This window comes from Micromonospora sp. WMMD882 (assembly GCF_027497255.1).
GTDB lineage: Bacteria > Actinomycetota > Actinomycetes > Mycobacteriales > Micromonosporaceae > Micromonospora.
In genome coordinates this window covers 4,444,505-4,457,878 of record NZ_CP114903.1, presented here as the reverse complement: position 1 = coordinate 4,457,878, position 13,374 = coordinate 4,444,505, and the positions used below count along the sequence as shown (strand labels likewise).

At 73.7% G+C, this 13,374-nt stretch carries 12 protein-coding genes; 7 read left to right on the top strand and 5 right to left on the bottom strand.

All coding sequences use genetic code 11. The annotated features are described in order from the left end of the window. Positions 1 to 8 precede the first annotated feature (8 nt). Entirely contained in the window at positions 9 to 2,582 is a 2,574-nt protein-coding gene (locus O7606_RS18880; RefSeq protein ID WP_281595348.1) for a helix-turn-helix domain-containing protein, read from the top strand. Positions 2,583 to 2,873: 291 nt separating this feature from the next. Here O7606_RS18880 and O7606_RS18875 read toward each other — a convergent pair whose 3' ends face one another. Beyond that, positions 2,874 to 3,410, bottom strand: coding sequence for a MarR family transcriptional regulator (locus tag O7606_RS18875; RefSeq protein ID WP_281595347.1), 537 nt, complete (start codon positions 3,408 to 3,410; stop codon positions 2,874 to 2,876). Positions 3,411 to 3,934: 524 nt separating this feature from the next. Between O7606_RS18875 and O7606_RS18870 the strand changes: the two genes are divergently transcribed. Continuing rightward, a complete protein-coding gene (locus O7606_RS18870; RefSeq protein ID WP_281595346.1) occupies positions 3,935 to 5,413 on the top strand; it encodes a glutamate--cysteine ligase in 1,479 nt (492 codons plus the stop codon). 31 nt (positions 5,414 to 5,444) lie between these two features. On the opposite strand, the gene O7606_RS18865 is transcribed toward O7606_RS18870, so the two are convergent. After that, positions 5,445 to 6,842 carry a hypothetical protein gene (locus O7606_RS18865; protein ID WP_281595345.1) on the bottom strand — a complete coding sequence of 466 codons (1,398 nt, stop codon included), beginning with the start codon at positions 6,840 to 6,842 and terminating at the stop codon, positions 5,445 to 5,447. Between the two features lie 166 nt (positions 6,843 to 7,008). On the opposite strand from O7606_RS18865, the gene O7606_RS18860 reads away from it, so the two are divergent. Then, entirely contained in the window at positions 7,009 to 7,824 is an 816-nt protein-coding gene (locus O7606_RS18860) for a PASTA domain-containing protein (RefSeq protein ID WP_281595344.1), read from the top strand. A gap of 127 nt (positions 7,825 to 7,951) precedes the next feature. Here the strand turns inward: O7606_RS18860 and O7606_RS18855 are convergent, their stop codons facing one another. Together O7606_RS18855 and O7606_RS18850 are read right to left on the bottom strand one after the other, a co-directional pair. Beyond that, positions 7,952 to 8,344: a hypothetical protein gene (locus tag O7606_RS18855; protein WP_281595343.1), complete on the bottom strand. Its 393-nt coding sequence runs from the start codon at positions 8,342 to 8,344 to the stop codon at positions 7,952 to 7,954. A 97-nt stretch (positions 8,345 to 8,441) separates the two neighbouring features. Next, positions 8,442 to 8,729: a hypothetical protein gene (locus O7606_RS18850; protein WP_281595342.1), complete on the bottom strand. Its 288-nt coding sequence runs from the start codon at positions 8,727 to 8,729 to the stop codon at positions 8,442 to 8,444. Between the two features lie 593 nt (positions 8,730 to 9,322). Here O7606_RS18850 and O7606_RS18845 point away from each other — a divergent pair. The 3 genes from O7606_RS18845 to O7606_RS18835 all read left to right on the top strand — a co-directional run bounded on the left by O7606_RS18845 (position 9,323) and on the right by O7606_RS18835 (position 11,004). Continuing rightward, entirely contained in the window at positions 9,323 to 10,204 is an 882-nt protein-coding gene (locus O7606_RS18845) for a helix-turn-helix transcriptional regulator (RefSeq protein ID WP_281595341.1), read from the top strand. After that, on the top strand, positions 10,174 to 10,395 hold the full coding sequence (locus O7606_RS18840; RefSeq protein ID WP_281599755.1) for a DUF397 domain-containing protein: 222 nt from the start codon (positions 10,174 to 10,176) through the stop codon (positions 10,393 to 10,395). Before O7606_RS18845 ends, O7606_RS18840 begins: the two co-directional genes overlap by 31 nt. A gap of 186 nt (positions 10,396 to 10,581) precedes the next feature. Further along, entirely contained in the window at positions 10,582 to 11,004 is a 423-nt protein-coding gene (locus tag O7606_RS18835) for a hypothetical protein (RefSeq protein ID WP_281595340.1), read from the top strand. Here the strand turns inward: O7606_RS18835 and O7606_RS18830 are convergent. Continuing rightward, positions 10,992 to 11,564: a hypothetical protein gene (locus O7606_RS18830; protein WP_281595339.1), complete on the bottom strand. Its 573-nt coding sequence runs from the start codon at positions 11,562 to 11,564 to the stop codon at positions 10,992 to 10,994. The genes O7606_RS18835 and O7606_RS18830 overlap by 13 nt on opposite strands. Before the next feature lie 212 nt (positions 11,565 to 11,776). On the opposite strand from O7606_RS18830, the gene O7606_RS18825 reads away from it, so the two are divergent. Beyond that, positions 11,777 to 13,336, top strand: coding sequence for a S8 family serine peptidase (locus O7606_RS18825; RefSeq protein WP_281595338.1), 1,560 nt, complete (start codon positions 11,777 to 11,779; stop codon positions 13,334 to 13,336). The last annotated feature ends 38 nt before the right edge of the window (positions 13,337 to 13,374 follow it).

Here is a 13,374-nt window from a genome sequence, read left to right as displayed (position 1 = left end):
TCCTGCCCATGACTCCGGATCATGACGGTTCGCGGAGTTCGGGGAGCAGGGCCGGGTTGTCGGCGCTGCTGCGCGGGCACCGGCTCGCCGCCGGCCTCACTCAGGCCGAGTTGGCGGCGCGGGCCGGCATCGGCGTGCGGACCGTCCGTGACCTCGAACGCGGCCGGGCGTCCCGTCCGCAGCGCACCACGGTGGACCTGCTCGCCGACGCGCTCGACCTGACCGGAGCGATCCGGCGCACCTTCCTGGCCGCCGCCCGGGGGCGGTTGCCGGCGTCGCCGTCCGACGAGCCGTCCGCCGGGGCGGTGCCGGTGGCCCGTTCCGGGAACGAGGGTGCCGGGGCGGTGCCGGTGGCGCGCTCCGGAAGCGAGGGCGCCGAGCCGGTTACGGTGGCCTCGGGGTTCTCGGTGGACCTGCCGCCTCCGGTCGAGCTGATCGGCCGCGACCACGACCGGGCCGAGCTGTCCCGGCTGTTGGCCGGGGACCGGGTCGCGCCGGTGGTCAGCCTGGTGGGGCTGGCCGGGGTCGGCAAGTCGGCGCTCGCCCTGGCGGTCACCCGGCAGGCGGCCGAACGGTATCCCGGCGGGACCGCCGGGGTGCTGGTCGGTGAGGGGTCCGACGCCGGGTGCGTGCTCTCCGCCGCGGCGGCGGTCTTCGGGGCCACCGGGCCGGCGGAACTCGTCACCCGGCTGCACGGCACCCCGGCGTTGCTGCTCGTCGACGCCGTGGAACGGGCGCCGGACGCGGTGGCCGAGGCCCTGGACCAGTTGACCCGACGCCTGCCCGAGCTGCGGGTGCTCGCCACCGGACGGCACCCGGTCGGGTTGCCCGGCGAACGGGTCTGGCCGGTGCCGCCGCTCGACGCGCCCCCGGACGACGTCTGTGACCGCGACCCGGACGTGCTGGTCCGCTATCCTGCGGCCCGACTGTTCATGGCCCGGCTGGCCCAGGTGCGGCGGGAGCCGCCCGCCCCGGAGGAGCTGCCCGCCCTCGCCGCGCTGGTCCGTCGGCTCGGCGGCCTGCCGCTGGCCATCGAGCTGATGGCCGCCCGGGGCCGGATCCTTGACCTCAACGAGCTGCTGGACCGGTACGGCCACCGGGTCCTCGACCTGGCCCCACCGGCGCACCGGGAGGCGGCGGCGGTGACCCTGCGGGAGGCGGTCGCCACCAGTTACCGCCTGCTCGGCCCGGACGAGCAGGCGGCGTTGCGCCGGCTCGCCGCCTTCCGGAACCGCTGGTCGGTGGGGTTGGCGGAGGAGATGCTCGCCGGTGACGGCGCGGAGCCGCTGGGCGATCCGGTGCCGCTGCTGGACCGGCTGCTCGAACTCGGCCTGCTGAGCGTGCGGGGCACCGGTCCGCTCCGGTTCCGGCTGCTCGACGCGGTGCAGGAATTCGCCAGCGAGCGGATGGTGGCCGCCGGTGAGGAGACCTGCGTCCGCCGCCGGCACGCGGAGATCGTGGCCCGGCTGGTCGCCCGTACCGAGCCGGAGCTGACCGGCCCGAACCTGCCCGGCGCGCTGCACCGGTTGGACGAGTTGACCAGCGACATCCTGGCGGCGATCACCCATGCCGCCGGCGACGACCCGCACACCGCGCTGCGGCTGGCCGCCGGACTGTCCCGCTGGTTGCGGCTGCGTGGCCGGGACGGGGCGGGACGGCAGTGGCTGCGTCGGCTGCTGGACGATCCGCGTACCGTCGACGCCGCCCCGGCGGTACGGGCCACCGCGCAGCTCGGCCTGGCCCGGTTGTCGGCGGTGCACGGCGGCCCGACGGCGGAGGTCGCGACGGCCCGCCGGGCGCTCGCCGAGTTCCGGCGGCTCGGTGACCTGGCCGGCGAGCTCGACGCGCGGGGCGTGCTCTGCGCGCTCCTGATCAGCGTGGGCGCGCACGAGGAGGCCCGCGAGCAGGCGGAGACCGGGTTGGCGGCGGCCCGCCGGCACGGCCGGGTCCGGGACACCGCGGTCTTCCAGCGCAGTCTGACCTGGCACGACGTCCGCTCGGGCGAGCTGGCCGCCGCCCGGCGTCGGCTGGCCTCGGTCGACCGGCTGGCCAGTCAGTGCGGGGAGCCGCGGATCAGGGCGCTGGCCCGGGCGGATCTGGCGGAGGTGGCCCGGCTGGAGGGCTGGTACGCCGACGCGGTCGAGCATGGCCGCCGGGCGGTGACCGCGCTCGCCGGCCTGGGCGACTCCGGTCCCCGCCGTCGGGCGCTCGGCACGGTGGGGTTGGCGCTCGCGCAGGCCGGGCGGTTCGGGGAGGCGGCCGAGGTGCTGGCCGAGTTGCGGGCGACGATCCCCGCGGAGCACGGACCGGATCGCGCCGAGGACGGGCTGTGCGCGTTGCTGGAGGCGACCGTCGCCCTGCACCGGGGGGACCGGGAGGTGGCGGCGGAGTGGTTCGCGGCGGCGGCCGAGGCGACCTGCCGGGGGCGACGGGATGTCGTGGAGGCGCTGGTCGGCATGACGGCGAGCACCGGGGACGGCGCCCTGCTGGACCGGCTCGACCGGGTCTGCCGGGAGGACGGGATTCGGCTGCTGCCACAGGAGGAGGCGCTGCTGTACGCGCTGACGGCCGGACGGCGGTGACGGCTGGCCGCGCTGACCCGGCGGCACGCCCGGACGGCGCTGCCGGCGGGGCGGGGCCGACCGCGGTCAGCCCGGGAAGGCGCGAGCGAAGAAGCCCCCTACGGTGCTACCCCTCGCTCATCGCTCGCGCCGTCACCCCCCGGTGTCCCCGCTGAAACAAAGATTAGCGACGGCGTGCCGGCGCTATTGCCTGAATAGTCGGGAAAATGGTATGCGTCGGTCAGTTCTGCCGGTCGTTCTGCCGGTGCGCTCTCCCCCAGGGCACCGATCGACTGCCGGCGTTGTCACCGATCAGCGTTTCCGGACCGGTCGGACAGCGGGCCCCCCTTCCGTCGACGTGTCGTCCGTGGGCGCCTGGTGCTGGCTGCCCGCCGTGGCGCCGGGGTGCACGGCGTCGCGGACCCTGCGCAGGGCGACCAGGAGAGCGTCCAGCTCGGCCGGCTCGAGTTGCCCGGTGAACCACTGCTCGATGATCGTCAGGTGCCCGGGCAGGGTCTCGTTGAGCCGGTCCAGGCCGGACCGGGTGACCACGGCGTAGGAGCTGCGCCGGTCGGAGGGGCAGGCCCGGCGGCAGAGCAGCCCGTCCCGCTCCATCCGGTCCACCACCCGGGTCACGCCGCTCGTCGACAGCGAGGTCTGGGCGGCCAGGTCGGTCATGCGTAGCTGGTTTCCGGGGGACCGGGCGAGCCGGGTGAGCACCTCGAACTCGACCGGGGAGAGTCCGTGCTCCTCGTACTGGGTGGCGAACCGCGACGACAGGCCGGCGTGCGCCTCGACGAGGAGGCCGACGGCGGTGATCCGGGGGTCGTCGAAGACGTTCTTGGTCACTCCCACATCCTATCAGTAATTGTTGTAACGAATTTCCCTAAAGAAATAGTTGACTAAGAAACTAATTGGTCAGTCAGGAGCGATGACGGTCTGACCAGGCTTGCCTCCTGTCGGTTGACCACCGGTGCGTTCTTTGTCCCCCCTGTTGCCCCTACATGCTGGACCAAATGCACAAGCGGATCGAGGGCAGGACCACCACGGGCGCGACGACCCGCCGCGCGGACGGTCAGCTACCGATCCGGAGGCGTCGCCAGGCGGTAGGGTTGCCGTACCGGAAGATCGACAGTAGCGGCGGTAACGGTGCGAAACCTCACGAGTCATTCGCCACTGGCCGGTGCCACGTCACCACCGACGGGGTAGGGAAGCGGTGGGCACACCCCCGCCGGGTCGTGGCCGTCCGGTGGTGACCACCGTCGCGGCCTCCGGTTCTGCGGAGGTTGTCGCTCTTGACGGAATACTTCGCCATCCGCGCTGCCGCCGACCGGGCCCGGTCGGACGGGTCGCGCCTCGTGTCGGGAGGACACATGGGTAGGGACGTCGTAGCAGGCGCCTTCTCCCGAGAGGACCGGATCCGTTACCGGCAGAAGGTACGGCGGTGTCTGGACGTCTTCGCGCTCATGCTCGACGACTTCGGCTTCGACGCGGACCGTCCGATGACCGGGCTGGAGATCGAGCTCAACCTGGTCGACTCGGCGGCGGAGCCGGCGATGCGGAACGAGGAGGTCCTCGCCGCTATCGCCGACCCGCTGTTCCAGACCGAGCTGGGCCGGTTCAACCTGGAGCTGAACGCCAACCCCCGCCTGATCGGCGGATCCGGGTTCACCGGGTACCAGAAGGACCTGATCGGCAGCCTCGACCGGGCCGGCGAGCGGGCCGCCCGGTTCGACGCCACCATCGTCATGGTCGGCATCCTGCCCACCCTCACCGAGCGGCACCTGGTGGCCGACAACCTCTCCACCGACGAGCGGTACCGGGCGCTCAACGACCAGATCGTGGGCGCCCGTGGCGAGGACATCGAACTCGACATCCGGGGCGTCGAACGCCTCCAGACGCACACCGACTCCATCGCCCCGGAGGCGGCCTGCACCAGCCTCCAGTTCCACCTCCAGGTGCCACCGGACAGCTTCGCCGACTACTGGAACGCCTCCCAGGCCATCGCCGGGGTCCAGGTCGCGGTGGGGGCGAACTCCCCCTACCTGTACGGCCGCCAGCTCTGGGCGGAGACCCGGATCGCCCTGTTCGAGCAGGCCACCGACACCCGCCCCGACGAGCTCAAGGCCCAGGGGGTACGCCCACGGGTGTGGTTCGGGGAACGCTGGGTCACCTCGATCTTCGACCTGTTCGAGGAGAACGTCAGGTACTTCCCCCCACTGCTGCCGATCTGCGACGACGAGGACCCGGTCGACGTGCTGCACGCCGGCGGGGTGCCCGAGCTCAGCGAGTTGCGTCTGCACAACGGGACGGTCTACCGGTGGAACCGGCCGGTCTACGACATCATGGACGGCCGCCCGCACCTGCGCGTGGAGAACCGGGTGCTGCCGGCCGGGCCGACCGTGGTCGACATGCTCGCCAACGCCGCCTTCTACTTCGGGCTGGCCCGGTCGCTCGCCGAGTCCGACCGGCCGATCTGGAGCCAGCTCACCTTCAGCTCGGCCGAGGAGAACTTCCACGCCGCCGCCCGACGGGGCATGGACGCCGTCCTGCACTGGCCCCGGCTGGGCGAGGTCCCGGTGAGTCGGCTGGTCCTCGACGTGCTGCTGCCGAAGGCGGCGGCCGGGCTGGACCGGTTCGGCGTCGACCCGGCCGAACGGGACCGGCTGCTGGGGATCATCGAGCAGCGTTGCCGTACCGGCCGTAACGGCGCGGTCTGGCAGACCGAGGCGGTGTGGGCGGCGGAGCGGCACCGGGGCATGGACCGCAGCGCCGCCCTGCACCACATGGTCAAGCGGTACGCCGAGCTCCAGCGCACCAACGAGCCGGTGCACACCTGGCCCATCGACTGAGCGGGACCGGCCGGTCTCCGGGGACCGACTGTCAGCGGTCGGCACCGGACAGCGGGTCCGGCGTGTCGGCAGCCCCGGCCGCCGGGGACCGGCCCGGGGCACGACGACGTGGTCGGGGCACCCGGGCCGGAGCGGCCGTGGTCGGCTCCGTCGGTGGCGTCGCCGAACCGGCCGGGGTCGAATCGACGGTTCCGGCCGAATCGACGGTCGGGGCCGGTTCCGTGGTGGCGCTCGGGTCGGTGGCGCTGGTCGGGACGGTCGCGGTGGCGATCGGGTCGCCGGTGGGGCCGGTCGGATCGCCGGTGGGGCCGGTCGGGACGCCGGTGGGGCCGGTCGGGCCGGCGGCCACTGCGGTCGGGCCGGCGGTGGCGGGGGCAACGGCGTCGGTGGCGGCGTCGGCCGGGTCGGTGGCCGGGTCGGCGGGGTGGGCGTCGGTGGCGGCGTCGACGGGGTGGGCGTCGTTGGCGGTCGCGGTGGTCGGGCCAGCGGCGGTGGCGGCGTCGCGGCGTTGGGCCCAGGCGGCGACGAGGACCGAGCCGGCGAGCCCGGCGAGCACCGCGTACGGGGCGACGAGCTGGGCGGAGAACCGCGCGCCCCCGACCTCCGTCAGGCGGGGCGTCACCAGCAGGTGGGCGACGGCGACGAGGAGTGGCCCGGCCGCGCCGGCGGCAGCCGCCCCCACCCGTCGGTACGTCGACCGGGCGGCCCGGCGGGCGGCGAGCGCCCCGATCACCAGGGCGGGGAGCAGTGACAGCAGGGCGGCCGGCCAGTAGAGATGGTCGCCCCACCAGAATCCGGGCCGGTCGGCGCTGATCTGCCAGGCGCCCAGCGGCGTGCTGGTCAGGCCGCGTCCGGCGAGCACCCCGTCGACGACCGCGACGACCGCGAGCAGCCAGGTCCAGCCGACCGTGGCGACGACGACACCGGCCGCCGGTGGTGAACGCAGCGCCCAGATCGCGACGACGAGACCGAGCAGGACGCCGGCCGCGGCGTATCCGGCGGCCACCTGTTGGGGGGCGGTGCTGTCGGGTGGCGTCGCCGCGCGGGCCGGCACCGTCACGAGCAGCACGGCGACCAGCGCGCCGAGCGCCGAGGCGAGGGCGACCGGCAGCGCGCCGACCGGCCTGCGCGGCTGTGCGGCAGCCCCGGCGGACCCGCTGGGCTGTGCCGCGCCGGTCGGCCGCCGGCTGAGCCGTTGGGCCACCACGGCGCCGGCGACGGTCGAGGTGGCGGCGATCCAGGTGGACCAGGCCAGGCTCGCCGTCCAGATCGCCTCGGGCAGGGCGGCGTCCAGCGGCCCGCTGCCGACGTCCGTCGCCGTCCAGGTGACGATGCCGAGCCCGTAGCCGAAACCGAGTTGGGCCGCGCCCACCCCGGCGGCCACGCCGGTCGCGGTCGCGATCGATCCTCCCCAGCCCCGTACGGCCATGCCGGGCAGCGTAGCGCCCCGCCGACCATCAGGCGACCGGTCGTCTCCCGTACGGGCTGGTCCGGCCGGGGCGCGTCGGCGGCGTCGGTCCCGGATGCCGGCCCGTCCGACGGTTAGTTTGGACGGTACGGGGTCAGCTTCCCGCCCGCCGGAAGGGGCGCGTGCCATGAGCGACGACCGACAGGAACCGGTGGCCGACGAGGACCCGGGGGAGTCCACCCGACCGCTGCCACCGGCCCAACGGCCGGGTGACGCCGAGCCGGCCGCCAGTGGCGGTGGCCCGGCGCCGGGTGGTGGTGGGCCCGTGGCCGGTGGTGGGATCGTGCCCGGGGGCGGTCGGTCGGCGCCCGGGGGCGGCGGGCGGGTCGTCCCGGGCGGGACGGGGCCGGGGCGTACGTCGTCGGCCTGGTCGGGGCGGGCGGGGGTGCCGCCACCGCGACCGGCCGGGCACCCGGAGCCGGCGCGGGGCGAATGGGATCCGGGTGACCAGGGCGACCGGCGCTGGTGGCTGCCGATCCTGGTCGCCTCGGTCGTCCTGGTCCTGTTGGCGGTGCTGGGTCTCGGGTTGTGGCTGATCGCCCGGGCGGAACTCGATGCCGGACCGGTGGAGCCGCCGCCATCGACCGCCGTGGCTACCAGCGCCGGCCCACCGACCGCGTCGCCGGATCCGACGACCGCCACCACCGGCGCGCCGACCACGGACGCGCCCGCCCGGATCCCGATGCCACCGCTGGTCGGGCTGCCGCAGGCGGTGGCCGAGACGGTGCTGGACCGGCTGGGCCTGGGCTACCGGGTGGAGCTGCGCCGGTCGGACCGGCCGGCCGGAACCGTGATCGGGACCGATCCGGCGGCGGGCACGTCCGTGTCGGCGGGTCGGGACGTGACGCTGGTGGTCGCCGAGGGCGCAGCGGCGACCAGCCCACCCACGGCGACACCGACCCCGGCGACTCCGCCGGCGGTGACGCCGACCGCGACCGGCTGACCGAGCGACGGCTCACCGCCCGCTGCCGTCCGGCACGTCCGGCGGCCCGGCCCGCTGCCGTCCGGCACGTCCGGCGGCCCGGCCCGCTGCCGTCCGGCACGTCCGGCGGCGTACCGGAGCTGGCGGCTCACCACATTCGGCGTCGGGATCCGACGATGGCCAAGCCGGTCAGCGAGATGGCCAGCCCGGTCAGGCCGGACCAGATCAGCGACCGGTGCAGGGCGGCGTCCGGGGCCGACGTCCGACGGTCGACGTCGGCGAGTGCCGGGCGGTGCTCCCCGGGATCGGTCGACGTGGCCGCGACCACGTCGGGGGCCGCCGCGCCGGACCGTACGCCCGTCGATGTCGACGTCGACGTCGAGGACGACGCCGGGCCGACGGGGTGGACCGCGGAGTTGGCCGGAGTACGGACCACCACCACCAACGCGGTGGCGGCGCCGAGCAGGACGAGCAGACTTACGGCGTAACCGGCCCGGGTGAGCGGGCGTCGACGTTCGGCGGTGCGGTTGAACATGGCCATCCCAGGTTCTCCGGTCCGGGACGGGCGGGGTGTGCTGCCGGGGTGGGCACTTCGACTCTAACGTCGTGCCCCACCCCGTAGCTGGAGAACGCCCAGCTCAGCTAGCCCGTACGGGAGTTCGGGTCACCGGCCGGCGGGTGCCCCGGACGGTGTGTGGACGGGGCTCGGGACCGGCATGGACCCGGACGAGTCCGACGCGTTGCACGAGGATCGAACGTCGGCTGACCGCGTCTCCGGCCGCGTTCAGCTCGTAACCGTCGAGCCAGAGCCAACCGTCGTAGACCGGCCAGTCCAGCACCCGGATCACCCGGAACATGATCGGTCGGATGAACTGCACACTTGCCGCACGAGTCACGTGCAGTACGTCACCTGAGCGGGGAAGCACATCGGCTCCTGTGAGGGATCGGCCGGCGGGCACGCCGGCGGGAGGGCGTGAACGTGGTGTGTCGGTCGGGCGGCGCGGTGGTGCCGCGTACGGACCGATGTGACGACGTGCCGGTCGGGTGGGGTCCACGGGTGGCGGACCGTCACCTGGTCGGCACCGGCTGCTTCCGGTGGCGTCGCTCCCGCCGCCGCGGCCGTCCGGCGCTTCGGCGGTACGGCCCCTAGCCGGGAGGCAGGGCTGGGTGTCCCGGTCGGGCCCGCCCGCCGCCGGTCACCTTCACCGGGCGCGGGTCGCGCTGTGAAAGTGAATGCGGACGGTGAGTGACCCGAGACATGCCGACAGACTGCACGAGCGGGGTGCTTCATGCAAGTTGCACGTCGACTTTTGCCGATACCTGAAGTGTCCAGCCGGTAACCTGTGTTCGATCGCCGCCCTTGATGCCGTACGCCGTAAACCGGCACACTGGACGCCGGTTTTTTGCCGCCGCGGCCGGCTGATGACCGCAACCATCCGCCGCGAACGATCGCCCGCCGGTCGACGGTCGCGCCCCCGGCGGGCGAGCCGGTTCGGGCGCGATCGACCGGAGGTACCCGGTGAGCGAACGGCGGAGTCCCACCATTCGGCGTCGGCGGTTGGGCGCCGAGCTGCGCCGGCTGCGGGACGCGGCGGGGATCACCATCGACACGGTGGCCGAACGGTTGGAGTGTTCGTCCTCGAAGATCTCCCGCATCGAGACGGGGCACACCTCCGTCACCCCGCGCGACGTCCGGGACATGCTCCTGATCTACGGCGTCTCCGCGGCGGAGAGCGAGGAGCTGGTGCAGATCGCCCGGGAGGCACGTCAACGCGGCTGGTGGCACCCTTACAGCTCGGTGCTCAACGGCGCGTACGTGGGCCTGGAGGCCGCCGCCCGCTCGGTGCGCACGTACGAGCAGCAGGTCGTTCCCGGTCTGTTGCAGACCGCCGAGTACGCCGGCGCGATGATCCAGCTCGCCCGGCCCGACATGCCCGCCGACGAGGTCACCCAACGGGTGCGTGTCCGATCCAACCGTCAGTCGTTGTTGACCCAGGACGATCCGATCGATCTCTGGGTGGTGCTCGATGAAGCGGTGGTGAGCCGGCCGGTGGGCGGCGACGAGGTGATGCGTGCGCAGTTGACGCGGCTGGCCGAGGTGGCCGAGCTGCCCAACGTCACCATCCAGTTGCTGCCTTTCGAAGTCGGGGCGCACGCGGCCATGGACGGCTCGTTCACGATCCTCGACTTCCCTGAGCGCGGTGATCCGGATGTGGTGTACGCGGAGAACGCCACCGGTGGTCTCTTCCTGGAGAAGAGCGACGAGCTTCGACGTTTCAACTACATCTTCGACCAGATTCGAGCACGGGCCATGCGACCGGAGGAATCCATTGCACACATCGCAGAACTGGCAGAGGAGCCGTTGTGGAAATGGCGACCGAGAGGGTCCTCACGGACCTGACGCACGCATCGTGGTTCAAGAGCTCGCGTAGCGGGCCGAACTGCGACAACTGCGTGGAGGTGGCGTTCGTTACCGGAGCGGTCGGTGTCCGTGACTCGAAGGACCCGACTGGCCCCGCTCTGGTCTTCGCCCCCGGTGACTGGCTCGCCTTCGTCGGCGGCACCAAGCGCTCCGGGATCGGCCTCGGCTGACCCGACGCGTGGAGACACGTGGGCGCGGCTCCCGTTCCGGCAGCGTGGCCGGGTGGGGGCCGCGCCCCCGTCGTATGCCCCGAAGGTCACCCGTCGCCACTTTCGTCCCATCTCGTTGTACCACTCGTCATCGGCCGGTCGACGGTCGGCCGGGTGGATCCGCAACCGAGCGAGGCAGGTGGACGGATGACGACGATCGGATCAGAGAACCTCACGAACGGCCCGAGCAAGGCGGAGCGGTTCGGCGGCAAGTACCGGGGCGCCCGGCGGGACACCGTACTGACCGAGGTGGTCTCCACCGACGTCGACCTGGGCGGCCGGGAGAGCGCCGCGGTGGTCCCGCCGGAGCAGGCCGGCCCGCCGTTGTCGTTGCCGTCGCTGGACCCGAACCCGCTCACCGAGCCGGCGTTCCCGCCGGCCGGCTGGCCGGTCGAGACGGCCGGGACGGCCGAGACGCTGGCGGACCATCCGCTGCTGCGCGGACTGCTCCTGGAGCTGCCGCCGCGGGGCAGCGTGCCGCCGCCGGGCTGGCTGGACCGCTGGTTCGAGGCGACCCGGTCGATCCTCGAGCTGCTGTACGTGCAGGGATCGGGCGGTCACGCGCGCTGACCGACCGGCCCTTCGGCCGGCGCCCGGCTGGCGAGCCGGTCGTGCCGCAGCGCGTGGCGGACCCCGACCGACGCGACGGCGAGCAGGCCCAGGGTGAGCGCCGGGCCACCGGCCAGACCCGCGCCGAGGTCGCTGGCCACGACCGCGGCCACCGCCAGCGCCAGACCGGTGAGCTGGAGCGGCAGCCCGACCAGCGGGTGGGCGGCGTGGGCGCGCAGCCCGGGTGGGACGGGGGCGCGGGGCGCGGCGGCGAGGGCGGCGGCGCCGGCCCGGAGCCGGCGGAGTCGACGGACCGTGCAGACCGCGACGAGCAGGGCCGGCAGGGCGGCCAGGGCGAAGCCGGCGGCGGCCCGGTCGGCGGAGGTGGTGCCGACGGTGCCCAGCGCGGCGAGCGTGACCGACGCCATCAGGCCCAGGCCGGCCAGGCACAGGGTGATCGACCACCCGGCACGTCGACGGAGCGCCCGGGCCCGGTGGAGCCTGGGGAGGCCGTCCGCGACCACGCCCGCGGCGACCCAGACCGCCGCGACGGGAACCAGAGCGATGAGATGGTCGTCCATGTCAGAGAGCATTGCCCGTTCGGCGGTCGGCCGAATCCGGCTTGTCCCCGGTTCCTCGCGCCGGAATCCCCGTAGGGGGCATCCCGTCAGGTTATTGACAGATCAGTATGTTTCGTTTGTCATGGTCGACAGCCTAGCCTCAGCTCGATCGGCCATCATCGATTCATCCGAAGGGGTGGACGATGCGTGCCGGTCGGAGGGGAGGTAGGGAGATGCGTCTCCCACGTAGGTCGATTCTGGTCGGCGCCGCCGCGCTGTCGATGGTGGCCACCGCCACGCCGGCGATGGCGGCAGCCGAGTCGGTCGGCAGCATCCTGAAGGCCGGTGGGGCCACCGCCGTCGCCGACAGCTACATCGTGGTGTTCAAGGACAGCGCGGTCGCCCGGACCACGGTGACGGACAACGCCAAGCGGCTGACCGGCCGGCACGGCGGCGCGGTCGCCCGGACGTACGGCGCCGCGCTGCGCGGCTTCGAGGTCAGGGTCGACGCCCGGGCCGCCGCCCGGATCGCGGCCGACCCCGCTGTGGCGTACGTCGAGCAGAACCACACGGTCAGCATCGCGGCCACCCAGTCCCCGACCCCGTCCTGGGGTCTGGACCGGATCGACCAGCGGGCGCTGCCGCTGAACAACTCGTACACGTACCCGACCACGGCCAGCAACGTGACGGCGTACATCATCGACACCGGCATCCGGACCACGCACAGCGACTTCGGTGGACGGGCGGTCTGGGGCACCAACGCCGTCGACAGCAACAACACCGACTGCAACGGGCACGGCACGCACGTCGCCGGCACCGTCGGCGGCACCGCGTACGGCGTGGCCAAGGGCGTCAAGCTGGTCGCGGTCAAGGTGCTCAACTGCAACGGCAGCGGCACCAACGCCGGCGTCATCGGCGGCGTCGACTGGGTGACCGCCAACGCGCAGAAGCCGGCCGTGGCCAACATGAGCCTCGGCGGCGGCGCCAACGCGACGCTGGACACCGCGGTCCGCAACTCGATCGCCTCCGGCGTGACGTACGGCCTGGCCGCCGGCAACAGCAACGCCAACGCCTGCAACACCTCGCCGTCGCGGGTCACCGAGGGCATCACCGTCGGCGCGACGGATTCCTCCGACGCGCGGGCCAGCTACTCCAACTACGGCACCTGCCTGGACATCTTCGCGCCGGGCTCGGCGATCACCTCGGCGTGGATGACCAACGACACCGCCACCAACACCATCAGCGGCACCTCGATGGCCACCCCGCACGTGGTCGGCGCGGCGGCCCTGCTGGCCAGCGCCAACCCGAGCTGGACCCCGGCGCAGGTCCGCGACAAGCTGGTCGCCGACGCCACGGGCGGTCTGCCCAGCAACCCGGGCAGCGGCTCCCCGACCAAGCTGCTCTACGTCGGTGAGGGTGGAGGCGGCCCGGTCGACCCGCCGCCCACCGGCTGCACCGGCACCAACGCCGCCGACGTGGCGATCCCGGACCGGGGCACCGCGACCAGCCCGATCACCATCTCGGGCTGTGGTCGGGCCGCCTCGACCTCCGCGAAGGTCGACGTCAACATCGTCCACACCTTCCGCGGTGACCTGGTCATCGACCTGGTCGCCCCGGACGGCACCGCGTACCGCCTGAAGAACCAGGGCTTCTTCGACGGCGCGGACAACGTCGTCGCCACCTACACCGTCAACCTCGGCAGTGAGTCGGCGGACGGCACCTGGGGCCTGCGGGTCCAGGACGTCTACGCCGGCGACACCGGCTACATCAACACCTGGACGCTGACCGTCTAGGCACGCCGTACGGCAAGGGGCCCCGCCGACCGTCCGGC

Bases quoted from the DNA above. Each gene is read 5' to 3' on its own strand.
- O7606_RS18880 (WP_281595348.1), top strand. From the start codon at position 9: ATGACTCCGGATCATGACGGTTCGCGGAGTTCGGGGAGCAGGGCCGGG.
- O7606_RS18870 (WP_281595346.1), top strand. From the start codon at position 3,935: ATGGGTAGGGACGTCGTAGCAGGCGCCTTCTCCCGAGAGGACCGGATC.
- O7606_RS18865 (WP_281595345.1), bottom strand. From the start codon at position 6,842: ATGGCCGTACGGGGCTGGGGAGGATCGATCGCGACCGCGACCGGCGTG.
- O7606_RS18860 (WP_281595344.1), top strand. From the start codon at position 7,009: ATGAGCGACGACCGACAGGAACCGGTGGCCGACGAGGACCCGGGGGAG.
- O7606_RS18855 (WP_281595343.1), bottom strand. From the start codon at position 8,344: ATGGCCATGTTCAACCGCACCGCCGAACGTCGACGCCCGCTCACCCGG.
- O7606_RS18840 (WP_281599755.1), top strand. From the start codon at position 10,174: ATGGCGACCGAGAGGGTCCTCACGGACCTGACGCACGCATCGTGGTTC.
- O7606_RS18835 (WP_281595340.1), top strand. From the start codon at position 10,582: ATGACGACGATCGGATCAGAGAACCTCACGAACGGCCCGAGCAAGGCG.
- O7606_RS18830 (WP_281595339.1), bottom strand. From the start codon at position 11,564: ATGGACGACCATCTCATCGCTCTGGTTCCCGTCGCGGCGGTCTGGGTC.
- O7606_RS18825 (WP_281595338.1), top strand. From the start codon at position 11,777: ATGCGTCTCCCACGTAGGTCGATTCTGGTCGGCGCCGCCGCGCTGTCG.